This is a genomic window from Dysgonomonas sp. Shenzhen-Wh21, from assembly GCF_043392705.1.
Classification (GTDB): Bacteria; Bacteroidota; Bacteroidia; order Bacteroidales; family Dysgonomonadaceae; genus Dysgonomonas.
In genome coordinates, this window is sequence record NZ_JAIXHZ010000123.1 from 1 (window position 1) to 23,968 (window position 23,968).

Genomic DNA, 23,968 nt, shown 5'->3' on the forward strand with positions numbered 1-23,968 from the left:
ATGCAATGCATATACAATGGGGTGCCGAAGAAGTTGACCAACGTTTGCATGCTGCTCGATGAAAAAGTCTACAGCTTCTGCCGTACAGCCCATATTAGACACTTCGGCTACACATGTTACCCCATTAGCTATCAAAGCCTGAGCATCCTGAAGATTCAGCTCATTTTGTATAGCGCAAGGTAAAGCAATGTCCACTTTTTCACCCCAAGGTTTTTTGCCTGCATGAAATACTGCATTCGGAAATTTCTCTGCATAAGGTGCTACAATGTCATTACCCGAGTCGCGCAATTCAAGCATATACTCTATCTTTTCACCACTCACTCCGTCTGCATCATAGATATAACCGTCAGGTCCGGAGATAGTCACCACTTTTGCTCCCAGCTCGGTAGCTTTGAGTGTTGCACCCCACGCTACATTTCCAAAGCCTGAAACAGCGACGGTCTTACCTTTAATGTCTATATTTTTTGCTTTAAGCATTTCATTCACAAAATAGAGAGCTCCAAATCCTGTTGCCTCAGGACGTACCAATGAACCTCCGTATTCCAATCCTTTCCCGGTAAAAGTACCGGTATTTTCACGAGCCAGTTTTTTGTACATACCATACATATAACCTATCTCGCGAGTACCCACACCTATATCTCCGGCAGGAACATCTGTATCAGGGCCAATATTGCGCCAAAGCTCGAGTATAAAAGCCTGACAGAAACGCATAATTTCGGCATTTGACTTTCCTCTCGGACTAAAGTCTGATCCTCCTTTACCACCACCCATCGGCAAAGTAGTGAGCGCATTCTTAAACGTCTGCTCAAACCCTAAGAATTTGAGTGAAGAAAGATTTACCGAAGCGTGAAATCTTAGACCTCCTTTATAAGGGCCAATTGCATTATTGAATTGTACCCGATAGCCGATATTCACCTGAATATCGCCGCGGTCGTCTACCCAAGGCACCTTAAATGTGAATATGCGGTCTGGCTCTACCAGACGTTCTATAATCCGGTTCTTTTCAAATTCGGGGTGTTGGTTATAAACATCTTCGATGGATACAAGCACCTCTTTTACTGCTTGCAAGAATTCGGATTCTCCTGGATGTCTTGCCTCTAAAGATGATAAAATGTCATTAATATTCATAATATAAAGGATTATGTCGGTTATTTTACTATACAAAAATATAAATAAAGAAGTTATTTATATCAATTTATTTTTAAAAAATTCATCTATAATAGCATGATTTATAACATATAATAATTTAACATTATCAAATTTCCAGAGATATTGTTTTAATTCTTATTTTTGTTTTCCACAACACTGAAAATCATGACTAATATTTACGAAATAGCGAATAAATTAAGAGCAGAATCAAAACATTTACCAATTAACAGAATAGAACTGGAAGATGCTTTGAACACATTGATACACCGTGTACTATTCCCTATTTGCGATCAGGAAAAATCGAGAGAGAAAAAGCTGTATTACTTTTACTCCATTATGGTGGAGAATATTTCAGCTTTGCTGGATAGGGCTCAAGCAGAAGAAACAGTCGGAAAATTCATTTCTCATCTACCGGAACTACAAGACCAACTATATGACGAAGCGGAAGTATATTACAAAAACGATCCGGCTGCAAAATCGATAGAAGAGGTAATCTTAACTTACCCCGGTTTTTTTGCGCAGGTAGTTTACCGTATATCGCATGAGTTCTACAAGATGAAAACGCCAATTATCCCTCGCCTATTTTCTGAATATGCACACTCTAAAGTGGGAATAGACATCAACCCCGGAGCAGAGATAGGAAAAGCTTTTTATATAGACCATGGTACGGGGATCGTTATCGGCGAAACAACAATCATCGGCGATAATGTAAAAATATATCAAGGCGTTACTCTCGGAGCTTTATTTGTAACCAAAGGTTTAGCGAACGAAAAAAGGCACCCGACCATCGAGAACAATGTGGTTATATATGCAGGAGCAACAATCTTGGGAGGTAATACCGTTGTAGGACACGACTCTACCATCGGAGGTAACGCCTGGCTGACAAAGAGTGTGGTACCATACTCATTAGTACAACAAAATGCAGAAATCAGAATACACAATACCCTAAAAACAGGTGAACATATTCTGGATTTTAATATATAGTTCAAAGCAGCCAATATTAATACAATGAAAAAGCTTTTGGTTTTAGTTGCTTTTTTGGTTTTATACGCTTGTATGATTCATGCACAGCTCCCCATCCCTGAATTTAAATGTGGGGTAGGAACTCTTTCAGGAAAGATACTCGGAAATGTACCAAAAGAACAAAAAACTGAAACACTTAATATCCGAATAAATAGAATAGGCTTCGACAATATTGGCTCTGAAATACCAATTGAGGACAACGGTACATTTAGTTTTAATATACCTATATTTACAGTTAGCCTCTGCGTTATAGAATCTCCTATTTACAGTGGGCTTATATATCTGTTACCAAATGAAAATACAAAGCTTAATATTTCTTTTGATAATAATGGCGAAAAGCACGTCAGTATAGAAAACAGCCTAAGTCCTCCGTTTAATTATATGAACATGGGAGACAAGCTGCTGGAAATATGTATGGGTAAAGATTTTGGTGTAGATGTAAATGATTACAATATTACCCCTAACGAATATGCACTAATTAGTAAGAAAGCATTATCTAACATCCTAGAAAAGCTGGAAGAAAGAAGTGACTTATCTGAAAACTTGAAGCTTATTATGGGCTGTGAGTTAAAAGCTCTTTTTTCTAATTTTTATATTTTAAACTACTCTCAAACAATAAAGAATAAATATAAGTTACATGACGACGAGAGTAATTACACGCCAACCGAGCCTGATATTTCGTATTATTCTATATTGAAAGACTTAAAGTTGAACAACCCATATTATCTATACTCGCCTTCCTATCAAATATTAATACAAAACTTACTAAATATCAACAACATTGGAATACCTCCTATTGAGATGTACTCTCTTGACGTGTGGAAAGATAAAACAGACTCGATCGTAAAATATATTATTGATGATGATCATTCTTTTTTCGACAAGATGTTAATTCTAAATGCATATACAAAGCAATTGAATGAATTAAAACCTCTGAGTGAATCGCAAAAAAAAGATATAAAATCTTATTACAAAGAAGAAGCTTTCTCTGAGATGTTATTTACGGAGAATGAAAAAGTAATAAAACTCATTCAATCCGATAGCTCTTCGAAAGATTTTAAGATTAATGAAACACCCAAAGTTTCAAAAGAACTGTTGATAAGCAGAATATTACAAAAATATGAAGGCAAAGTTGTTTTCATTGACTTTTGGGCAACATGGTGTGGTCCATGTTTGAAAAACATGAAACAAATAGAACCTGTAAAAAAAGAACTAACAGGAAAAGATGTTGTATTTGTATATATAACAAATCATACTTCTGTACGGAAGGCTTGGGAAGAAAAAGTTTCACAAATAGGAGGTGAACATTATTATCTGGACGAAAAAACATGGGATTATCTCAAAAATGATTTACAATTAATAGGAGTTCCAACCTATCTAATTTATGATAAATCAGGAGCACTGAAACATAAGGGTAACTCGATGGAGCCGAACAAAATGAGAAAGTGGATAAATGAATTATTGTAATACATTTTGAAATCCAAAGAAATAGGATAATAGAATATTTTTCGTACTTTCGTATAAAATAACTTTGTAGCTGAAAAAAAGCCAATGGAAGAAGTTCGTAAAAGTCCCTCATCGCTAATCAGAAGCACTTTTGTAGAGGCAATAGATACCCTATCAAAAGATTACCAAGGCAGCTCACTCACCGATGTATTTATTACTGTAGATAAAGAAAGTGGTGAAGTTGCATTCTATGATGATGAAGAGAACAAAGTCGCTGAAATCGTTATTTTCGACTGGGTAGATAAAGTTGAAGAGTTGAGCGACGATAAGGTTATTTCTATTCTAAGAGAAGTTACAGAAGAGTTGGATAAAGAAGAAATGTTTTCATCTTTAGACCTATACAAACCTTTTTCTGTAAACTATGCCGACGACAATCTTGAGGTAATAGAAGAGTTGTTGCTTATAAACGAAGATTCGACAATCAAGTTAGACAACGACCTGATGGAAAAGTTTGATCGTGAATTCGACGACTTTCTTAATAAGTTATTGAATGAGTAGAAGTTTTTATACCTCTACTCCTATCATCAGTTTACCCTTTTCTACATAACTCATATCAGCCATCGACTCCACTGTAAATTCACCATTCTGATAAGTGACTTTACATACCGCTGCATTATCCAGTGGCTTGGTAAATAATTTGTCGCCTCCTAAGCTAAGAAGCATTGCCAATATACTCATTCCGTGTGATATAATAAGGATATTACCATTTCCTTTTCGTATCTCCTTTTCGGCAATCTCTTTCAAACTGGCCTGAGTACGTTGTTCTACCTGAGAAAAATTTTCAGCCATCCCCAGCTTATCTATTTTTTTTATGGCATTCAACACATCTCTGTAATTGATTTTCTTCGCTAATATATCTTTATACATTGCATCTACAGATGTGTAATGCAGATAAAGAGCCGCACTATTCCACATCGTATGATTGAAATCGGCTTCGAAACCACCAAAACACGTCTCACGCAGTCCGGACATTTCATATACAGGTATATCTTTTTGCCCTTTGGCCTCCAGAATAACCTCTACAGTTTGTCTTGTCCTGCGAAGATCGCTACAATATGCGGTTCTAAATACCACATCATTGAGACCATGTCCCAAATAACGGGCTACATCAATCCCCTCATCAGTAAGAGGAGAATCACACCACCCCTGAACTCTATCAAGAGTATTCATCAACGTTTTGCCGTGACGGGCAACATATAATGTTATTTTTGAATTCATTTTTTCTTATTCCCAATTTATATAATCAGCAAAAGCCTTGTCAAACATATCCGGCTTTGCCACTTTACCATTAATCAAACAAACTACCTCTATAACAGCGTCGGCACACAAAGTGTTGTCGGGCACACGGACGATTTGTTGATGAAAAAGATACCGAAGACCTTTGCGCATGATCTTAATACTACACACAAATTCTTCCGATCCCCGTAAAGAATTCCGATAGCTAATATTTACATTACGCACCACAGGTAGTATATTCGCTTCGGTGAGATCACGCAAACGAAGTCCACACTTCTCCATCAACTCGTGACGTGTAGCTTCAAAATAATGTAAATAAATAGCATTATTAACCACACCTTGCGAATCGCATTCGTAGTCGCGAACTTTCATTTTGTTTTCAAACGTGAGTGCCATAAGCCTATCTGCTAATATTCCGTTTATTGTAAAATATATTTACCCAAAACCTCATCAAAAATTTGAGGCTTTCCTACTTTACCATTCACCATACAGGCAATCTCAAACCGAGCTGTAGAACAAACCTTGTTATCCCTTAAACGAACTATTTTCTGATTGAAAATAGTTCGTATTCCTTCTCTTTCGATAGAATCGACGGTACAAATAAAGTCGTTACTACCACGCAAAGAATGCTTGTAACGGATATATACACTCACTACTACCGCATCTACACCTTGCTGATGCAATTCATAAAAATTAAGATTATGCTTTTCCAAAAATTCATGGCGCACAACTTCGTAGTAATGTTGGTAATTAGCATTATTGACAATACCTTGTGCATCGCATTCATAGTCGCGCACCTTCATTGCCTGTTCGAATAGAGTTTTTTTCTCTTCCATTTTTATATTTTAGTTCTACGAAACTTCAAAAAAGGAATAAAGGCAACAGCTATTTATAATATTTTAGCTGTTACCTTTCTATCCTTTACTTATGAATATCATTCGATATCCAAATGCAGATAATTTTATTTTTTAGTGATTACATTTTTCACCCACTCTCTTGCATTTACAAATGCTTCTATCCAAGGAGTAAAATCATCTCTACGATGTTCGAATGGCAGATATGCACATTGCCAAGGGAACAAAGAGCGTTCAAGGTGAGGCATAATAGCCAAGTGACGCCCATCCTTAGAAACAACACCTGCAATATCATAATCAGAACCATTAGGGTTGCCCGGATATTCGCTGTAAATATATTTAGCTATAACATTGTATTCCGATTCAGCCTTTGGCATCGAGAAACGTCCTTCACCATGTGCTACCCATATACCAAGCTTACTGCCCGATAGAGAACCAAACATAACAGATTCGTTCTTAGGAATCTCCACACTAACATACGTAGATTCAAACTTATGAGAAGCATTATGTTCCATCTTAGGTTTCACATCATGGTCTGGATATACCAGCCCAAGCTCCATCATCAGCTGACAGCCGTTGCACACACCAAGACTCAATGTATCTTCACGTTGGTAATACTTGCGAAGAGTATCTTTCGCTTTTTCGTTGTACATGAAGCTTCCTGCCCAACCTTTAGCCGAACCAAGTACATCCGAATTAGAAAAGCCTCCGCAGAATACAATCAGATTGATATCCTCAAGCGTTTCTCTACCAGAAGCTAAGTCTGTCATATGTACGTCTTTCACATCAAACCCTGCAAGATACAAGGAATATGCCATCTCACGTTCTCCATTAGTTCCTTTCTCTCTGATAATGGCCGCTTTTAGTCCGGTAGGATTTACTCTGTCCGGATCGATACCAAACTGAGCAAATTTGCCTGTAAAAGATGGATTATAGTTAAACTGTAATGGCTGATTTTTATAGTTCTGGAAACGCTCTGCGGCTAGTTTCTCTCCGCTTTGCTTTTTATCGAGCAAGTATGAAGATTCGAACCATACGTCACGCAGCTCGTCTATATCAAATTCTTGAACAAATGTATCTTTCTGAATTACCAGTTTTCTCTCCTCGATTGGTCTGGCAATAATCGCAAAACCAATACCATAATCATCAAGGATTTTTTCTACCAGATGATGATGTTTTACCTGAATAAGAATACCCGGATTTTCGGAGAACAATACTTTTATTATATCTGCATGATGCAACTTATCTAAGCGAGATTCAAGACCTCCCTGAGGATTTGCAAAACACATTTCAAGCATTGCGGTAACAAGACCTCCAGCTGAAATATCATGTCCAGCAAGTATCAGTCCTCTGTCTATTAACTCCTGAACAGCATTAAATACATTTTTGAAATATTCAGTATCCTGAACGGTTGGCACTTCCTCTCCCAGCTTATTCATAGTCTGAGCAAAAGCCGAACCTCCAAGTTTGAAGGTATCGAAAGAGAAATCTATATAATAGAGGTACGTTCCTTTTATGTATGCCAATACAGGAGAAACGATCTTGCGTATATTCTTTACTTCACCTGCTGCCGAGATGATCACAGTGCCCGGTGAATATACTTTTTCGTCTCCGTATTTCTGAGTCATCGAAAGAGAGTCCTTACCTGTCGGAATATTTACCCCCAGTTCGCAAGCAAACTCAGAGCATGCTTCTACAGCTTTGTATAAGCGGGCATCTTCTCCCGGATTTTTACAAGGCCACATCCAGTTAGCACTCAAAGAAATACCCTTCAACCCATCTTCGATAGGTGCAAAAATTATATTTGTAAGCGATTCGGCAATAGCAAGCACCGAACCTGCCGCCGGGTCTACCATCGCAGCCTGGGGCGCATGTCCTATAGATGTTGCTATCCCTGCTTTTCCTTTATAATCTAAAGCCACAGCTCCAAGGTCACTCAGTGGTAACTGAATTTCTCCTTGTGTCTGCTGACGGGCAACTTTACCTGTCACCGAACGGTCAACCTTGTTTGTCAACCAGTCTTTACAAGCAACAGCCTCTAGTTGTAGTACATTTTTTATATAGTCTTCCAGTTTTGAGAGATCATATTCCGGATTGGTATATTCTTCTTCAAGCGTATCGTCGCGCATTATTGTTTTAGGCGCTTTACCAAAAAAGTCTTCCAACTTCAGGTCTATCGGACGTTTTCCGTCAGCTTGTTCAAACACCAACTTCATATCGTTAGTAGTTTCACCTACGACGTACATCGGTGAACGCTCACGTTGAGCAATTCGTTCTATTTTATCTACAGCTTCTTCTGGAATAAGCAAGCCCATACGTTCCTGACTTTCATTTCCTACAATTTCTTTCGAAGACAAAGTAGGGTCTCCCACAGGCAGTTTAGATACATCTATCTTTCCTCCCGTAGCTTCTATCAGTTCCGATAAACAATTCAAATGCCCTCCTGCTCCATGATCGTGAATAGACACGATCGGATTGTCTTTCGATTCTGCTAAAGCACGAATAACATTAGCTGCACGCTTTTGCATTTCGGGATTTGCACGCTGTACGGCGTTCAGTTCTATTCCGCTTGAGTACTGACCTGTATCAACAGAAGAAACAGCTCCACCGCCCATACCGATACGATAATTATCACCACCCAGTATTACTACTTTTTCTCCGGGTTTAGGTTCGCCTTTGAGCGCATCGCGCTTGTTGGCGTATCCTACCCCTCCGGCTAGCATAATTACTTTATCGAAAGCAAATTTCTTTCTGTTTTCTTCATGCTCGAATGTAAGTAATGACCCACAAATCAGCGGTTGACCAAATTTATTTCCGAAATCAGAAGCACCGTTAGATGCTTTTATCAGTATCTCCTCCGGAGTCTGATATAGCCAAGGTCTTTCTTCAATAGCTTCCTCCCATGCTTTTCCTTTTTTGGTTCTTGGGTAAGAAGTCATATAAACGGCTGTTCCTGCAATAGGCAAGGAAGCTTTACCTCCACCCAGACGGTCACGAATTTCGCCTCCCGAACCTGTAGCCGCACCATTGAACGGCTCTACAGTTGTAGGGAAATTATGCGTCTCGGCTTTCAGAGAGATAACCGATTTGATCGGTGTTACCTCAAAATAACTTGGTTTGTCTCCTTCTGTAGGAGCAAACTGTTCTATTTGAGGCCCCATATTGAAGGCTACATTATCTTTATATGCCGAAACTAATTTGTTCGGATTTGTTTGAGATGTCTTTTTTATCAGTTTAAATAAAGAACTTTCTTTTTCTTCACCATCAATGATAAAAGTTCCATTAAATATTTTGTGGCGGCAATGCTCTGAATTCACTTGAGAGAATCCAAACACCTCGCTATCTGTCAACTTACGCCCCAATCGTTGGCTTACACTGTTCAGATATTCAACCTCATCTTCACTTAAGGCTAAACCTTCCTGCTGGTTATATGCTTCGATATCATCGATCTCTATAATAGGTTCCGGCGTCTTATCTATTGTAAAAATACGCTGATTAAGCCCATTGTATATACGTTGGAGCATAGAATCATGCTCTGCATCGGTACTTGCGACAGAAAAAAATTCTTCGATACGCACAATTCCCTCTATCCCCATATTCTGGGTAATTTCCACAGCATTTGTACTCCATGGGGTTATCATCTCGCGGCGAGGACCAACAAAAAAGCCTGAAACTTCATCAGAATCAAGCATAGTTGCACCACTGAATGCCCATGTCAGGCGTTGGATAAAATCATCGTTGAGGGTGGAGCTTGTTTGAACAGCAATAATGTTCCCGGAAGGGGTTTGAAAGAAAGAAACCATATTTTTATTTCAAGTTAATGATTGACTTATAATAGGCATACAAAGGTAATGAAAAGTGACAATATATAGAAAGAAAAAGGAAAAATAGCAAACGCCTTTTATTACAGCTTTATATTATATATTAAACCTTTGCTACAAAGCGAAGTCTTAATGTTTGAACCTTAAAAAAAAGACAAATGAAAAAACTATTACTTTACATCGTACTATGCACCATTGCCTTCAATCTATACTCTCAAGAATCATATACATCTTTTGGCATCAGAGGTGCTATTGGAATATCCCAATTAAGAGGAATGAAGCCTTATGAATCGGCAGGGATTATACCGGGAAGTTATTTTACTACAACAGGGGCATATCAATCGGGCGTATTACCAACATGGGATATAGGCTATAGCATCCAAAAAGGAAAAAACAACTTTGTACTACAGATAGATTATCTTGTAACCTATATCAATACCGGTCTAAAAAATGCTTATATAGGAGAGTCTAAAAAAATAAAAAGAATAACGGGATTCTATACGAACTTAGCGTTCAACTTCGGCGTAAAATGGTCTATTAAAGACGATTATCGCTTGGTATTTGGTTTAGGTCCATACGTCGGTATGGATATTATGGGATCAATAGCAGGGACTGATCGCTCGTACGGAAAAGATAAAAAACCTAGCTCAGGTGTATATGATGAGGAGCTGAAAACAGATGATGCCAATTATAAATACTTTGATTGGGGTGGCAGTATATTGCTCGGAATAGAACACAACAATTATCAGTTTGCTCTCAATTACCATCACGGTTTATATAATATTGTATATGACCAATATCCGTTGTACAACAGAACCCTAAAGCTAAGTGTCACATATTTCTTTTAACAGACAGAGCCAAATATAGATTTAAGATAAAAGATTAATACTATATTTGTATTTCAAAATTAAGCACTACAAATATTTAGTTATTTATAATATTTAATTCAGGCATGAAAATCGCTATTGTTGGTACAGGTTATGTAGGTCTCGTTACGGGAACTTGTTTTGCTGAAATGGGAACGGAAGTTTTTTGTATCGATATCGATCAAAACAAGATAGATAAACTGAAGAATGGTATCATTCCTATTTTCGAACCGGGACTTGACGAAATGGTGGAACGCAATCATAAAGCGGGACGCCTAAATTTCACGACCGACCTTAGCTCTATCCTCAACGAGGTTGATATTGTATTCTCCGCAGTGGGTACACCTCCGGATGAAGATGGAAGTGCAGATCTGAAATATGTGCTTGATGTGGCACGTACTATTGGACAAGAACTAAACAAATATATGGTTATTGTAACCAAAAGTACAGTACCTGTAGGTACAGCCAAGCTGATAAAGAAAACCATTCAGGACGAATTAGACAAAAGAGGTTTAACGGATCTGAAATTCGATGTGGCTTCAAATCCCGAATTCTTGAAAGAAGGTGCAGCCATTACAGATTTTATGCAACCCGACCGTGTTGTGGTTGGTGTTGAGTCTGACCAAGCCAAGCAATTGATGGAAAGACTATACAAACCTTTCACATTGAACAACTACCGCATTATATATACCGATATTCCTTCGGCCGAGATGATAAAATATGCAGCGAATGCTATGTTGGCTACCCGAATCAGTTTTATGAACGATATTGCTAATATGTGCGAAATTGTAGGAGCTGACATCAATATGGTACGAAAAGGAATCGGAGCAGATGTGCGCATCGGTTCTAAATTTTTATATGCTGGATGCGGATATGGTGGAAGCTGCTTTCCGAAAGATGTAAAAGCACTTATACATACAGCTCAAAATCTGGGCTATGAAATGAAAATCCTCGAAGCGGTTGAAGAAGTGAATGAGTTCCAGAAGAAAATTCTCTTCGAGAAACTAATGAAATACTATGATAACGATATAAAAGGAAAAACTATTGCCGTATGGGGACTGGCATTTAAACCAAAAACGGATGATATGCGTGAAGCGCCATCGCTGGTTATCATTGATAAAATTTTAGAAGCAGGAGGAAAAGTTAAGGCTTATGACCCTGTAGCAATGGAAGAGGCTAAACGAATTCTAGGCGACAGTATTACATACGCAAAAGATATCTACGATGCTACATTAGAAGCAGATGCAATATTGATGGTTACCGAATGGAACGAGTTCCGCTTGCCGACATGGGAAGTAATAAAGAAAACCATGAAGAAACCTGTCGTTTTTGATGGAAGAAATATATACAACAAACAAGAAATGAACGAAATAGGATTTGACTATTTCGGTATTGGTATAAAATAAAACAAATGATTACTGTAGAAGGAATAACTAAAAGTTTTGGCTCGCTTAAAGTTCTCAAAGGCATAGATCTTCATGTAGAAAAAGGGGAGATAATATCGATTGTAGGTGCTAGTGGAGCCGGAAAGACGACCCTTCTGCAAATCATAGGGACACTGGATAAGGCTGACAGTGGTACAGTACACATTAATGGACAAAAACTGAACTCACTAAGAGATAGCCAACTGTCTGATTTCAGAAACAAAAACATTGGATTTGTATTTCAGTTCCATCAGCTTTTACCCGAATTTACAGCGCTGGAAAATGTAATGATACCTGCACTGATAGGAAAGGTTAAGGATTCTCAGGCAAAGCAAAAGGCAAAAGAATTACTCGACATGCTGGGCTTAGCCGATAGACTTGGTCATAAACCAAACGAACTATCGGGAGGCGAAAAGCAACGTGTTGCTGTAGCACGTGCCTTAATTAATAATCCGGCAATCATCTTGGCTGATGAACCGTCGGGTAGCCTCGACACTGAAAATAAAGAAGAACTACATCAATTATTTTTTAAGCTTCGCGATACATTAGGACAAACATTCATTATAGTAACTCACGACGAAAATCTGGCTTCTATAACAGACAGAACCGTACACATGAAAGATGGTCAGATTTTTGACCCTTTAAAAGAATCTATCTAAGAGATGAACCTTTCCTCTGATAAACGTATTTATCAGATTGCCCTCACCCTCATTCCGGGAGTGGGTGATATTACTGCTCGTAATCTTTTACAGATAATGGGAGATGAGGAAGCTATATTCAGAACAAACAGAAAAACTCTGATCTCTAAAACAGAAATCTCTCATAAGCTGGTTGATGGCATACTTAATCCGAAGGTTCTTATAAAAGCAGAAAAAGAACTCTCCTTTATAGAGAAGAACAAGCTTAAAACTTACTTCATCAATCAGACGGACTACCCTAAACGACTAAAAGAGTGCGCAGACGCTCCTGTATTATTTTATTTTGAGGGAGATATCGATTTCAACACCGAGAAGGTAATAAGCATAGTAGGAACAAGAAACTCCACAAATTATGGCAATAGTTTTTGCGATACTTTTCTGGAAGAAATTGCACACCTGCTACCTAATACCCTAATTGTAAGCGGACTTGCTTACGGAATAGATATCAATGCACATAGAGCCGCTCTGAAACATAATTTACCGACAATCGGGATACTGGCTCATGGCTTAGATAGAATATACCCGCATGTACACAAGCAAATAGCTCGAGAAATGGTCGCTAAAGGAGGGTTGCTTTCTGAGTTCCCAAGCAATACAGAGCCCGACCGATACAATTTTGTAAAAAGAAACCGGATAGTAGCAGGCATTGCCGATGCTGTTATTGTTGTTGAGTCTGACGTAAAAGGGGGTTCGTTGATTACGGCGGAAATTGCGAATTCATATTGTAAAGATGTGTTTGCCGTTCCGGGAAAAATGACTGATAAATATTCTCAAGGATGTAACAAGCTTATCTCGTCACACAAAGCCGATTTGTTCCGATCAACAGAATATTTCCTGCAACAAATGGGGTGGGATAACGAATCGTCAAAAAGGAGGAAAGCCCCTATTCAACAAAGTCTTTTCACCATATTGACCGATGATGAGCAAGCCATCGTTAATAAATTATCAGAAAAAGAATCTATACATATCGATCAGTTAGCCAGAGAGCTTGGTGTTCCGGCATACTCACTGTTTTCTACATTACTGGAGATGGAGATGAAAGGAATGATAAGAACACTCCCGGGAAACTTATATACGATATCCTAACTAGAAATCTTTCAGATTCGCCATATTCCACAAATTAAGATAGGTGGCTTTAGTAATATTTACCACTTTCTCATAATTAATTTTATCGGCATGATCGGTCGGCTTATGATAGTCTTCATGCAAATCGGTATTGTAAAATATAACAGGTATCTTTCTCATCGAAAAAGGAATATGATCACTTCCTCCGGGAGAATCATCCATAGAGCGAAAATCGGGAACCAGATTCAAATTATATGCGGCAATATCGTTCTGCAACCATTCTTTAAATACAGGTTTCTCAGGGGAGAAAAAACATGCTACATAATTATAATCAGCCTCCGTCTTATTTCTACCAATCATATCACAATTGATATAGCCTCTTATTTTAGGAGCTGTGAGTAAAGGAAAAGTTATGTTCTTAAAGTAATCTTCAACAAAATAAGATGAACCCAACAAGCCCAATTCCTCTCCATCCCACAAAGCAAAAATGACAGTGCGCAATGGTTTTTCGCCGGAAGCCAAAAAGGCTTCTGCTATCTGCAGAATCGCCGATGTCCCCGAAGCATTATCATCAGCTCCATTGTATATACTGTCATTCGTTTTGTTTGCTTTTACACCTATATGATCGTAATGTGCACCAACTATCACAACCTCATCCTGATACTCTCCGGGGATATATCCCAATACGTTACGCATCTTTAGAGAAGGATAGCGATCACTTTCGAAAGGTTGATAATAAGCATCTCTCCAAGGCTTAACACCGACTTTTTGAAGTGTACTTTTTATATATTCTGAGGCCTTCAATCCGCCCGATTCGCCGGCTTTACGCCCCTCTAAACTATCACTAGCCAAAACTCCTATATACTCCTTTGCCTTTTGCAAAGATATTGCTGCCAGACCTTTTTCTTTAGGTGTTTGTGCAAATAAAGAAAATGGAGTAAAAAAGAATACGACAAGGATAAGTTTACACCTCATGGTTTAATATGTTTTCAGGTTTGCTAAATTCCAGAGGTTAAGATAAGCAGCTTTCGTTATTTCGACAAGTTTATCCCAATTTATTTTATCGGCATGATCGCTCGGTTGATGATAATCGGGATGTCCGTCTGTATGATACCAAATCACAGGAACATCTCTTTTTGCGAATGAAGCATTGTCACTACCACCAATAGGCTTATCCCAAGCGCGATAATTAGGTTCTAAACCTAGTCGGTATGTCTTAATATCGCTCTTCAACCATTCACCAAACAGAGGGTGTGCTTCGGTATAAAAATACACGACATAATTTGGTTTCTGCTCGTCATTATTTCGTCCAATCATATCAAAATTAACATATCCTTTAATATCTAATGCGAAAGGGCATGTCTGCATAAAATACTCCGAGCCTAACAGTCCTAGCTCTTCACCATCCCATAGTGCAAAAATAATTGTACGTTCGGGCTTTTCTCCACTCGCAAGAAATGCTCTCGCTATTTGCAATACAGCAGAAACTCCCGAAGCATTATCATCGGCACCATTATATATCTTATCCCCATCGAGGACTTCATCCATACCTAAGTGATCGTAATGAGCACCCATTACAACATATTCATTCTTATTTTTACCTTCAATATATCCCAATACATTCCTTAACTCTAACTTACGATGAGCCGGAAGTTGACTATACTTCTGAATAGAATCGGGATGAACAGAAAAACGCACTCTTTTTTGTCTCTCGGGACTATATGCTTCAAAAGGCTGGAAATAAGAATCCTCATTCAGAGGTTTAAGTCCCATATCTTGCAACACAGACTTCACATATTCTCCGGCAACACGTCCACCATGCCTACCGGCCTCTCTGCCTTCTACTGCATCGCTTGCCAGAAAGCCAATATATGCTTTTGCGCTTTCTTTATTAATTGTTGCAAAACCTTTCTCTTTCGCCGACTGAGAAAATAAAGAAATAGATATAAATAATAAAAAAGGAAATATTGTCTTCTTCATATCAGTGTAATCCTAAAACCATATTGGCTACAATAATTAATAATACGACGATGGTTATCGCCACGTACATATAATCTTTCTCAATAAGGAAACCTATCACCGAAAATGCTACGCGCAAAATAGGCGTGGCAATGAGTACACAAACGCCTAATTGTATGATAGCCGCACCATCAAACTCTAATACCCGGGGAATAATCGTTGACAACTCACGTAGATATTGAGAAACTCCCGGAAAGGGCTGATCATCGGGTGTAGGTTTATAATGCTCGATAGGCAAACCGTGATTCTGGAATAAATAGATCAGACCTCCAAATACGGTAATACCACATGCCAACATAACTCCATATCGCAGCAACTTGCCAATAAGAAGCTCCATGTCTCTTTCTTCCCAAAACTCTTTAGAAAAAACTTTCTTCATCTTATTACATTTTACCGGTTAAAGCATTATAAATCATAGAAACAGCCAAGAAGAAAATGACAACACTAAATAGCAGTCTTAAATTTCTTACATTTGCTTTAGGTAGTATTTTAGAGCCAAAGAATGCCCCCAAAAGTACTCCCACAACAATAGGCATAGCTAATCCCGGATCGATATATCCTCGTTGGAAGTAGATTACAGCACTGGCAGCAGCTGTAACACCAACCATGAAATTACTGGTTGTTGTAGATACCTTGAAAGGAATTTTCATTGCCGTATCCATAGCCAATACCTTCAGTGATCCCGAGCCAATACCAAGCAGCCCTGATAAAACACCCGCAACCGTCATCAGTGAATACCCTCCGATTACATTATGAACATTATATTTTTCTACCTTCCCATCTTTGGTTGGGTAAGAACCATTTAGTTTCAACTTATCGCCCAATTTATCGCCCGGAGCAGAATAATCGATGCCATCTTCTTTCTTTGACACAGAACGTATCGCAGAAAAAATAAGAACAACACCCAAAATTATAGCGATATACATCTTATCAAGATACATAGCTACAATTGCACCTGCAACAGCTCCCGTCGTTGTTGCTATTTCGAGAAACATACCAATGCGCACGTTGGTTATCCCTTCTTTTATATATGCCGCGGCAGCTCCTGAAGATGTGGCAATAGATGTAACCAATGCAGCTCCTACTGCATATCTGATATCTACACCAAACCCAAGGGTTAAGATAGGGATTACAATAACACCTCCTCCTAAACCTGTAAGCGAACCTATAAATCCGGCAAAACATGCCCCGATAAATAAAACCAGGGAAAATATCTCTAAATTAAAATCCATATTATTTTGTTTTGACGCCGTAAAGGTAATCTTTTTAGAAAAGATACAAGGAAACACAGCATCAAATACTATAAAATATAATGAAGATGTAACACGGTTATTCTATATTTATTAACAAAACATTCTGCATATACTAGTTGTTTTAAGTATAGTCACTAAATAAATAATACAATATGAAACATTTAATTTTAGCAACTCTATTCAGTGTAATTTCTACAGTTATGATAGCACAAGTATCCTTATATGATTTTAAAGTAAAAGATATTGACGGTAACAATTTTGACCTTTCAAGCCTAAAAGGTAAAAAGGTTTTGGTAGTAAATGTTGCGTCTAAATGTGGGCTTACTCCTCAATATGACAAATTACAAGACCTTTACGAAAAATACAAAGACAAGAATTTTGTTGTAATAGGTTTTCCCGCTAATAATTTTAACGGCCAAGAACCCGGAACAAATGAAGAAATAAAAACATTCTGTACACTCAATTATAATGTATCGTTCCCTATGATGAGCAAAATAGACGTAGTAGGCGACAAGAAAGCACCGCTCTATAAATGGCTGACAGAGAAATCACAGAACGGGAAAATGGATGCAGAGGTACAATGGAATTTTCAGAAATTTATGATTGATGAGAATGGTCAACTTGTAGATTTTGTCGCTCCACGAGAAGATCCTTTTTGTGATAAAATCATCAACTGGATAGAAAAGTAATTCTTATATTCATATAAATATAGAAGTCCCATTTGTCGTATGGCACATGGGACTTTTATGATATTGGTATAGGAGAATGTTAATTAACACTCTCCTATTTTATCATTATAGACTCGTATTAGAGATTATTTCTTCTTTTTGAAGTCGTAACTCCTCTATAAGCGAAATAAATAACTAACGCAAATAGAATTATAGGAAGTGTAATATCTCCTATCGGAGCTGCTTCTCCTACTTGACCCGGGTCCGTTACTTCACCTCCTTGTCCAGGCAAGTCTGGATCTGTCCCCCAGTCTGTAAGGGCTCTTGTACCACCAACCTTATTTAATGTTGTAGCCATCGAAGAATTATCTGTCCTGCTTGCAATTGATAGATTTTCAATCTTTGATAAAGTTACAGCAGAAGGAGACTTGCTGGATATTACTTGCGCATCCATCGCATCCGTCTCTGCAGCATTTATTGAAACCGTTGGTATAGACAGCCCAAAGCATGTTATCAAAAACATAAATATCACTAGTTTTGTTTTCATTTGTTATATTTTTCGTACGTCTGTGTTCTAAAAAGCTAGTTGTGTAAGTTCACAAATTTTGTTGTAAAAGTTCTGTTTCCTGCTATTTTTACTATGTATGTTCCTAAGTTTAATGTTTTAGAATATTCCATTGATGGATAGTCATTTTTACCAACTCTGGTTTTTCCCATCAATCGTCCTTGCATATCATAAATCAACACATCGCTATTCACATCTTTCTCATTCAAGCCGGAAATATGCAATACCGGTTCATTATAATAGCAGGTTATTTCAGTAGTTTCTTCTTCTAGAATATCTTTAGTTTCGAAAAAGCGTAATATAAATCGATTTTCGTCCACAGCTTTCAGATCAGACGGACCTGATGAATACTCGTAAGATATACCCGGAGTCAGTTTCACTGTCTTATTGTTCTGGTAACGGTCTATCAACCAAACATCCTGAACAGATGTAACATTCTCCAAGTTATAAAAATTCAAAGACATTGTCTGTTGTGTAGCCGGAGGAGTCACATACAATGCTAACTCTTTAATATTTAGCGGAACTACATTCCCTAACATATTTACACCGTCACTCGATTTTGTGTAGATAAAAGTAGAACCCTCTTCAGGATATATCTTATCACTTTCATTTGGTACAGTAATCGACTTAGAGAGATTCTTCGGCGTATCCAGATTATCATCACTTGTCATTTTTGCGTTATCACGCAGTACTATTGCAGTTCTGTCTGCCGCCTTATCCGCAGAGCTGGCAACTTCAACCACAAAGAAGTCTGATAATAGATTCGATGTAGCACCACTCTTCAAATATCTTGTTGTTCCAAATGTTCTTAAAGCAGGGCTTAAAGAAATATCAAAGCTTTTGTTAGCCTGTACAATAAACATTTGCATAGGGGCAATTAAGAATTGTAGAGGATCTACAATATTCCTACCCGGGTCTGCCGGATCTGCCGATCCACCGGTTACAGTAACTCCATCTGTACTGATATAATCATAGCTAACCTGCATATGATATAGCTTATCACTATTGTCATATCTGATCAACCCATTATTTACAATCCAATATTTAGACCTTAGTACATTTTTTGTAGTTTCATTTTTAGCTGATGTATTTACATCTTGCCCAAAGTATTGCGACACATCCAAAACTCCGGCACTTAAATCTGTACCGAGTGAAGTTCCTTTGATATCATATCCTAATAACGGATTCAAACTGATTGGCGCCATGAAGGGGTTTCCTAAGAAGTTAAGTCCTTGCTCTAGAGTCACCGTTACAGCATCTGTTTTAAACTTCTCTGTTTCGAGCAATTCGATCCTATCTCTTCCAAAATCAGGCCAGTCTCCCAAGCCCTTCCAACCTCCGGGTTTTGTGCCTGCCAAGTCCGGTGAAAAGCGGGCAAAGCCCATTAAATAATCAGTAGATTCCGGATTAGGAACTCCACCGGCAATTGTATTACCACTTATTTTAGTGAAGTGATATCTCATCAATCGGCGATTGAATTCAAAACCTCCTCTTGCTCTATTGGCAGATTTGACATTCAAAACAGCCCATCTATCGTCAATATTCTTACTTCCATAATTCGTCACATCCATACTCATAAAGTACCCGTATCCGGCTTTCATCTTGTATAGAGGATCAAGGATAGTACCTTGATTCGAAGTCAGACTATTTTTGTTTGGCTTCATAAATACATGATAAAACAAATAGTCTGTACCCATTTCTTCAAATGGTGGAGTAAACCCTGTCAAGTAATTCCATACTTTCCCGTTTACTGTCTTACGGAGTGTATTAGCTCCGGTAGCAGCCTCATGAGTTGAAGAATTTATAGCTCCATCATCCTCACTGGTACCATTATATTTGTAATATGTCAGATTCACCTGACTATATCCGGGAAGGTCTGAACCGGTATCACTTACGATAAGTGCCTGCCCCAAATTCATTTTTTGCGTAATCGTAGCATCATAGCCTCCCTCTACAACAAACCTATTACCTCCCAGAACATTTGAACCATTGAGTGGTGATAATAATTTATTCACAACAACGGCAGCAGATGTATCAACAGCCACAAATCCTACCAATCGAGGATCAGCAGCATTAATATCTGTTACTGTTTTATCAACATGCAGCGTCGGGAAAGCTATATAATTGTATTTTTTTTGAGAGCCTTTGTTAGCTAAAAGACCTGTAGATCTTCGAATCGTTTGTTTATTATCCTTACCAACAAAAGCTACTACACCGATGCTCGTATTGGGGTCTTTAAACAAATGCGCATACTCACCGCCAACATCAGCACCATTACCTTGAACTCCGGGATCTTTTCCATTAATAAAATCCCCGGTCAACTCTGTACGGCCATTCTGAACTATGCCTGAACCATCAGCAAATTCAGCAGAACCTTTAACATACAAAGTTGTTGACTTAGACTGCGTTCCATCAGTCTCACTTCCGTACTTAACGTACATTTTACCCTTAGAGTAAAACACGACATCTGGCGAAGTAGATTGCCCTTTTATAAGTAAAGGCAAGAAGAGTAGTACAACTAATCCTAATCGAAATTTCATTATTGTAGTTTTAATAAAGTCAGTAATAGTCTAATAAAAGTCTGTAACGGTCAAGCAGTTATACTCGATCCTAGCTTTAGGAAAAGCTATATTGTAATAATGTAAAAATTCTTATTTCCGAGCAAAGATAATCCTTTTTTCTTTAAATAAAAACTTTGGCTATATTTTTTTAAGAATTACATACACAATCTTTTACATTTGAAAAAACAGAGTAAAAGACAAAAAAAGTCACAAATGGCAATCTCTTAGCAAATCATTTACAGTTTTTACAGGATTGAAAGTTTCGACCGGAACTTCAACAAATATTGTGTTCCAATCAGACATCGCACCATTCCATAAGCCGGGAAGTTCTAAAGCTTTAAGTTCCTTTCCGCTTTTTGATTTGATTGATATAAATCCGGTATTATAGTCTACATAATCTTTCAGATTGAAATGATTACCTCTGTAGTCTTTAATCCCACAAACTAAATCAACAGGATTGAAGTGAGTCCCTTTTTTAAACATCTCCTGTTTCGCAGGATCGGACATATCAATTTGCGAGCTTTCCATAATTTGAGGAGAGATAGTTCCATCTGAATTTACGGCTAGAAAAGGTCCACCTCCCGGTTCTCCCACATTTTTCACCATACCACATACACGACAAGGGCGATCGAGTTTTCTTTTCAGATAAAGTACAAGCTCTGCATCTTCCAGCAATTTTGTATCGGGATTTTTTATATTTAATTCTTTTTGTAGAAAATAAAGAATTTCTATTAGCTGATCATGTGTATATTTCCCGCTATCGAGAAGTTTCAAATAATCAAATATTTTTCTCTGAGTATCAACCAATACTCCCGCCAGTATCTTTTTATATTTGGTCTCTGTCTGCTTATATTTATCGGGGACAGTATTATCTATGTTTTTTATAAAAACGATATCCGCATTTAAGTCGTTCAGATTTTCTATCAGTGCGCCATGTCCTCCCGGACGAAATAATAATTTTCCATTTTCCCTGAAAGGCTCATTATCGGCATCCACCGCAATTGTATCTGTACTCGTTTTTTGTTCGCTAAACGTAACGTCATATTTTACATGAAGTTCGTTTTCAAACTTTTGTTTTTTTGTCTTTATCAGGTCGTCAAACAATATTCTATGCTCAGGCGATACAGTAAAGTGAATATTCACTTCTTCTTTATCATTCTTTGCATAAAGATACCCCTCCATCAAATGCTCTTCGACCGGAGTTCGGGATGTATCACTATATTTATGAAACTTAAGAAGTCCCTTTGGCAGATTTCCATAGTTAAGCCCTTTTGGCTTCAGCAAATTCTCAACAATTGATTTATATTTCCCTTCCGAAAGCAAAGCAGCAAGGGGTTGCCCTTCATTTTTCAGACACATGGCATCCAAATCGTTATAAAACGCGAACTTCTCTATCTCTTCAAAGAATTTCTTTTCAAAGCCTGAAGTCGGTACGGAATAAGGCGCATCCAAAAACTCGAACAAGTCTTTGAACATCCTGCTTGCGGCACCCGAAGCAGGAACAAATTTAACAATTTGTTTTCCCGATGACGCTTTGTACTCATCCCAATCGGTCAGATATTCTTTTTCCTGTTCAGGAGATATCACCTTAATACCTTTTTCTACTGACGCAGCAGCGGCAATACCCAAGAAAGGAAATCCTTGTTTAAAGTTATCCAATTGTTTGTTCAGTTGGTCTTCGATAATACCTTTTTGTGCGAGATGGTTTTTATCTGATTCGGTTATCATAGCATAGTGTGTTATATACGTCTTATATGCAAAACTAGGAAAAATATTGGTAACTTACTTCAATTGTTTAGAAAATTCCCATATTACCATCCCGGCAGCCACCGAAACATTAAGAGAGTGCTTTGTTCCATATTGAGGGATTTCAACACAACAGTCGCAACGGCTCACAACATCCTGCTGCACACCCTTTACCTCATTTCCTAAAACAACAGCATATTTCTTTTTAGAATCCAATTGCAATTCATCCAGCATTATGCTATTTTGAGCTTGTTCCACAGCACAAAGAGTGTAGCCATTTTTCTTCAGTTCTTCTACAGCCTGATCTGTATCTGAGTAATATGCCCATGCAACCGAATTTTCAGCTCCCAAAGCTGTTTTATGAATCTCCACATTGGGCGGTGTTGCCGTAATTCCGCATAGATAAACAGTCTCTACAAGAAATGCATCCGAAGTGCGGAACACAGATCCGATATTATTAAGGCTTCTTACGTTATCCAATACAATGATAAGTGGAATTTTAGGTTCAGACTTAAACTCTTCGACCGAAAGCCTATTCAACTCTGTTATTTTTTTTACTCTCATCCGCTTAATCTATTAAAACAACACTGGCACAATCCAACTGAGCTCCCATCGGTGGATTTCGTTTCGAAAGCTTAATTTCCACATGTTCGATTTTTTTATACTTCTGCTTCAGGCATCGAACGATCCGATATGCGACATGCTCTAATAACTTGGAGGGAATTTGCATTTGCTCCTTCACATCATTGTATATATCGGCATAGCTGACCGTATCTTCCAACGAATCGGATTGAGCTGCATCTGTTAGGTTTACTTCTAATTTCAGATTGATCACAAATTCGTTTCCAACCTTCGTTTCATGAGGTTGTACGCCGTGATAAGCATAAAAAACAACATTCTCAAGCAAAATAAAACTTTTCATAAAGAGTCAAAATAAAACGGCACAAAGCTAAGTTTTTTATCTATATTTGTTCGTTATTGAGTTTACAAAGATATAAAACCTTGTGAAAACAGAGAATGAAAATTATGAGTAAATCAAGAGAAACAACACCTTACACAACATCCGGCACACACAACATTTTAGCGTCGGGCACACAACTAAAAGGAGATATATCTTCGGAGGAAGATTTCCGCATCGACGGCGCAATAGAAGGCAATATCCAGTGTCGTGGTAAAATTATCGTAGGTCAGAGCGGCTGCGTTATCGGCAATATAAATTGTTCGAATATAGACTTATTCGGCAAAGTAAAAGGAAACATTATATGTTCCGAAAATATTGTTCTGAAAGCGAGTTCCCTTCTTACCGGCGAGATTAAAACACGTACGATTGAGATAGAGCCGGGAGCCAATTTTGAAGGAACCTGTTCGATGCTAAACAATAGCGTAACCGGTTCTTTGGATGAGTAAGATAATACCAAAACAATATAGTTATGAATATAAATAAAAGACTTGCCGCACTACGCGAATTTATGGGAGTCGGTGCTGGGGATGATAAAAGCATGTAAGCATCTTTC

General features: G+C 38.0%; 23 protein-coding genes. 9 read left to right on the top strand and 14 right to left on the bottom strand.

Annotated features, from left to right (window positions below):
* The coding region (gene gdhA, locus LDB17_RS07940; protein ID WP_393924980.1) for an NADP-specific glutamate dehydrogenase at window positions 1-1,128 on the bottom strand (1,128 nt) is incomplete at its 3' end.
* A 186-nt stretch (window positions 1,129-1,314) separates the two neighbouring features.
* On the opposite strand from gdhA, the gene epsC reads away from it, so the two are divergent.
* From epsC to LDB17_RS07955, 3 genes are all read left to right on the top strand, one after another.
* Complete coding sequence (gene epsC, locus LDB17_RS07945; RefSeq protein ID WP_006842265.1) at window positions 1,315-2,133, top strand: serine O-acetyltransferase EpsC; 819 nt, start codon at window positions 1,315-1,317, stop codon at window positions 2,131-2,133.
* A 24-nt stretch (window positions 2,134-2,157) separates the two neighbouring features.
* A complete protein-coding gene (locus LDB17_RS07950; protein ID WP_252639196.1) occupies window positions 2,158-3,639 on the top strand; it encodes a TlpA family protein disulfide reductase in 1,482 nt (493 codons plus the stop codon).
* An 84-nt stretch (window positions 3,640-3,723) separates the two neighbouring features.
* Complete coding sequence (locus LDB17_RS07955) at window positions 3,724-4,176, top strand: hypothetical protein (RefSeq protein WP_252639198.1); 453 nt, start codon at window positions 3,724-3,726, stop codon at window positions 4,174-4,176.
* 6 nt (window positions 4,177-4,182) lie between these two features.
* Here the strand turns inward: LDB17_RS07955 and LDB17_RS07960 are convergent, their stop codons facing one another.
* The 4 genes from LDB17_RS07960 to purL form a co-directional block, all read right to left on the bottom strand.
* On the bottom strand, window positions 4,183-4,896 hold the full coding sequence (locus tag LDB17_RS07960) for a histidine phosphatase family protein (protein ID WP_252639200.1): 714 nt from the start codon (window positions 4,894-4,896) through the stop codon (window positions 4,183-4,185).
* A 6-nt stretch (window positions 4,897-4,902) separates the two neighbouring features.
* On the bottom strand, window positions 4,903-5,310 hold the full coding sequence (locus tag LDB17_RS07965; protein WP_252639202.1) for a thioesterase family protein: 408 nt from the start codon (window positions 5,308-5,310) through the stop codon (window positions 4,903-4,905).
* A gap of 23 nt (window positions 5,311-5,333) precedes the next feature.
* Window positions 5,334-5,750, bottom strand: coding sequence for a thioesterase family protein (locus LDB17_RS07970; protein ID WP_252639203.1), 417 nt, complete (start codon window positions 5,748-5,750; stop codon window positions 5,334-5,336).
* 125 nt (window positions 5,751-5,875) lie between these two features.
* Window positions 5,876-9,571 carry a phosphoribosylformylglycinamidine synthase gene (gene purL, locus LDB17_RS07975; RefSeq protein WP_252639205.1) on the bottom strand — a complete coding sequence of 1,232 codons (3,696 nt, stop codon included), beginning with the start codon at window positions 9,569-9,571 and terminating at the stop codon, window positions 5,876-5,878.
* A 176-nt stretch (window positions 9,572-9,747) separates the two neighbouring features.
* Between purL and LDB17_RS07980 the strand changes: the two genes are divergently transcribed.
* The 4 genes from LDB17_RS07980 to dprA all read left to right on the top strand — a co-directional run bounded on the left by LDB17_RS07980 (window position 9,748) and on the right by dprA (window position 13,663).
* The gene (locus LDB17_RS07980) at window positions 9,748-10,437 is read left to right on the top strand and encodes a hypothetical protein (RefSeq protein WP_252639206.1); all 690 of its coding nucleotides are present in this window, start codon (window positions 9,748-9,750) and stop codon (window positions 10,435-10,437) included.
* 104 nt (window positions 10,438-10,541) lie between these two features.
* Window positions 10,542-11,861, top strand: coding sequence for a UDP-glucose/GDP-mannose dehydrogenase family protein (locus tag LDB17_RS07985; RefSeq protein WP_252639208.1), 1,320 nt, complete (start codon window positions 10,542-10,544; stop codon window positions 11,859-11,861).
* A gap of 5 nt (window positions 11,862-11,866) precedes the next feature.
* A complete protein-coding gene (locus LDB17_RS07990) occupies window positions 11,867-12,538 on the top strand; it encodes an ABC transporter ATP-binding protein (RefSeq protein WP_252639209.1) in 672 nt (223 codons plus the stop codon).
* 3 nt (window positions 12,539-12,541) lie between these two features.
* Window positions 12,542-13,663 carry a DNA-processing protein DprA gene (gene dprA / locus LDB17_RS07995; protein WP_252639211.1) on the top strand — a complete coding sequence of 374 codons (1,122 nt, stop codon included), beginning with the start codon at window positions 12,542-12,544 and terminating at the stop codon, window positions 13,661-13,663.
* On the opposite strand, the gene LDB17_RS08000 is transcribed toward dprA, so the two are convergent.
* The 4 genes from LDB17_RS08000 to LDB17_RS08015 are packed head-to-tail and all read right to left on the bottom strand — an operon-like array spanning window position 13,664 to window position 16,893.
* A complete protein-coding gene (locus LDB17_RS08000; RefSeq protein ID WP_252639213.1) occupies window positions 13,664-14,617 on the bottom strand; it encodes a M28 family metallopeptidase in 954 nt (317 codons plus the stop codon).
* Between the two features lie 3 nt (window positions 14,618-14,620).
* Complete coding sequence (locus tag LDB17_RS08005) at window positions 14,621-15,622, bottom strand: M28 family metallopeptidase (protein ID WP_252639214.1); 1,002 nt, start codon at window positions 15,620-15,622, stop codon at window positions 14,621-14,623.
* Between the two features lies 1 nt (window position 15,623).
* The gene (locus LDB17_RS08010; protein WP_006842252.1) at window positions 15,624-16,040 is read right to left on the bottom strand and encodes a DUF1634 domain-containing protein; all 417 of its coding nucleotides are present in this window, start codon (window positions 16,038-16,040) and stop codon (window positions 15,624-15,626) included.
* A gap of 4 nt (window positions 16,041-16,044) precedes the next feature.
* Complete coding sequence (locus tag LDB17_RS08015) at window positions 16,045-16,893, bottom strand: sulfite exporter TauE/SafE family protein (RefSeq protein ID WP_252639216.1); 849 nt, start codon at window positions 16,891-16,893, stop codon at window positions 16,045-16,047.
* A 221-nt stretch (window positions 16,894-17,114) separates the two neighbouring features.
* Here LDB17_RS08015 and LDB17_RS08020 point away from each other — a divergent pair, with 221 nt between their 5' ends.
* Window positions 17,115-17,603, top strand: a complete 489-nt coding sequence (locus LDB17_RS08020) for a glutathione peroxidase (RefSeq protein WP_393924982.1) — start codon at window positions 17,115-17,117, stop codon at window positions 17,601-17,603.
* 118 nt (window positions 17,604-17,721) lie between these two features.
* On the opposite strand, the gene LDB17_RS08025 is transcribed toward LDB17_RS08020, so the two are convergent.
* The 5 genes from LDB17_RS08025 to folB form a co-directional block, all read right to left on the bottom strand.
* Window positions 17,722-18,129, bottom strand: a complete 408-nt coding sequence (locus tag LDB17_RS08025; RefSeq protein WP_252639218.1) for a hypothetical protein — start codon at window positions 18,127-18,129, stop codon at window positions 17,722-17,724.
* A 35-nt stretch (window positions 18,130-18,164) separates the two neighbouring features.
* The gene (locus LDB17_RS08030) at window positions 18,165-20,687 is read right to left on the bottom strand and encodes a T9SS type A sorting domain-containing protein (RefSeq protein ID WP_252639220.1); all 2,523 of its coding nucleotides are present in this window, start codon (window positions 20,685-20,687) and stop codon (window positions 18,165-18,167) included.
* 228 nt (window positions 20,688-20,915) lie between these two features.
* Entirely contained in the window at window positions 20,916-22,436 is a 1,521-nt protein-coding gene (locus LDB17_RS08035) for a DUF4301 family protein (RefSeq protein WP_252639222.1), read from the bottom strand.
* Window positions 22,437-22,490: 54 nt separating this feature from the next.
* On the bottom strand, window positions 22,491-23,018 hold the full coding sequence (locus tag LDB17_RS08040) for an RNA methyltransferase (RefSeq protein WP_252639224.1): 528 nt from the start codon (window positions 23,016-23,018) through the stop codon (window positions 22,491-22,493).
* A gap of 4 nt (window positions 23,019-23,022) precedes the next feature.
* Window positions 23,023-23,376 carry a dihydroneopterin aldolase gene (gene folB, locus LDB17_RS08045; RefSeq protein ID WP_252639226.1) on the bottom strand — a complete coding sequence of 118 codons (354 nt, stop codon included), beginning with the start codon at window positions 23,374-23,376 and terminating at the stop codon, window positions 23,023-23,025.
* A 104-nt stretch (window positions 23,377-23,480) separates the two neighbouring features.
* On the opposite strand from folB, the gene LDB17_RS08050 reads away from it, so the two are divergent.
* Window positions 23,481-23,861 (top strand): polymer-forming cytoskeletal protein, encoded by a 381-nt coding sequence (locus tag LDB17_RS08050; protein ID WP_228093655.1) that lies wholly within the window; start codon window positions 23,481-23,483, stop codon window positions 23,859-23,861.
* The last annotated feature ends 107 nt before the right edge of the window (window positions 23,862-23,968 follow it).

Bases quoted from the DNA above. Each gene is read 5' to 3' on its own strand.
- epsC (WP_006842265.1), top strand. From the start codon at position 1,315: ATGACTAATATTTACGAAATAGCGAATAAATTAAGAGCAGAATCAAAA.
- LDB17_RS07950 (WP_252639196.1), top strand. From the start codon at position 2,158: ATGAAAAAGCTTTTGGTTTTAGTTGCTTTTTTGGTTTTATACGCTTGT.
- LDB17_RS07955 (WP_252639198.1), top strand. From the start codon at position 3,724: ATGGAAGAAGTTCGTAAAAGTCCCTCATCGCTAATCAGAAGCACTTTT.
- LDB17_RS07960 (WP_252639200.1), bottom strand. From the start codon at position 4,896: ATGAATTCAAAAATAACATTATATGTTGCCCGTCACGGCAAAACGTTG.
- LDB17_RS07965 (WP_252639202.1), bottom strand. From the start codon at position 5,310: ATGGCACTCACGTTTGAAAACAAAATGAAAGTTCGCGACTACGAATGC.
- LDB17_RS07970 (WP_252639203.1), bottom strand. From the start codon at position 5,750: ATGGAAGAGAAAAAAACTCTATTCGAACAGGCAATGAAGGTGCGCGAC.
- purL (WP_252639205.1), bottom strand. From the start codon at position 9,571: ATGGTTTCTTTCTTTCAAACCCCTTCCGGGAACATTATTGCTGTTCAA.
- LDB17_RS07980 (WP_252639206.1), top strand. From the start codon at position 9,748: ATGAAAAAACTATTACTTTACATCGTACTATGCACCATTGCCTTCAAT.
- LDB17_RS07985 (WP_252639208.1), top strand. From the start codon at position 10,542: ATGAAAATCGCTATTGTTGGTACAGGTTATGTAGGTCTCGTTACGGGA.
- LDB17_RS07990 (WP_252639209.1), top strand. From the start codon at position 11,867: ATGATTACTGTAGAAGGAATAACTAAAAGTTTTGGCTCGCTTAAAGTT.
- dprA (WP_252639211.1), top strand. From the start codon at position 12,542: ATGAACCTTTCCTCTGATAAACGTATTTATCAGATTGCCCTCACCCTC.
- LDB17_RS08000 (WP_252639213.1), bottom strand. From the start codon at position 14,617: ATGAGGTGTAAACTTATCCTTGTCGTATTCTTTTTTACTCCATTTTCT.
- LDB17_RS08005 (WP_252639214.1), bottom strand. From the start codon at position 15,622: ATGAAGAAGACAATATTTCCTTTTTTATTATTTATATCTATTTCTTTA.
- LDB17_RS08010 (WP_006842252.1), bottom strand. From the start codon at position 16,040: ATGAAGAAAGTTTTTTCTAAAGAGTTTTGGGAAGAAAGAGACATGGAG.
- LDB17_RS08015 (WP_252639216.1), bottom strand. From the start codon at position 16,893: ATGGATTTTAATTTAGAGATATTTTCCCTGGTTTTATTTATCGGGGCA.
- LDB17_RS08020 (WP_393924982.1), top strand. From the start codon at position 17,115: ATGATAGCACAAGTATCCTTATATGATTTTAAAGTAAAAGATATTGAC.
- LDB17_RS08025 (WP_252639218.1), bottom strand. From the start codon at position 18,129: ATGAAAACAAAACTAGTGATATTTATGTTTTTGATAACATGCTTTGGG.
- LDB17_RS08030 (WP_252639220.1), bottom strand. From the start codon at position 20,687: ATGAAATTTCGATTAGGATTAGTTGTACTACTCTTCTTGCCTTTACTT.
- LDB17_RS08035 (WP_252639222.1), bottom strand. From the start codon at position 22,436: ATGATAACCGAATCAGATAAAAACCATCTCGCACAAAAAGGTATTATC.
- LDB17_RS08040 (WP_252639224.1), bottom strand. From the start codon at position 23,018: ATGAGAGTAAAAAAAATAACAGAGTTGAATAGGCTTTCGGTCGAAGAG.
- folB (WP_252639226.1), bottom strand. From the start codon at position 23,376: ATGAAAAGTTTTATTTTGCTTGAGAATGTTGTTTTTTATGCTTATCAC.
- LDB17_RS08050 (WP_228093655.1), top strand. From the start codon at position 23,481: ATGAGTAAATCAAGAGAAACAACACCTTACACAACATCCGGCACACAC.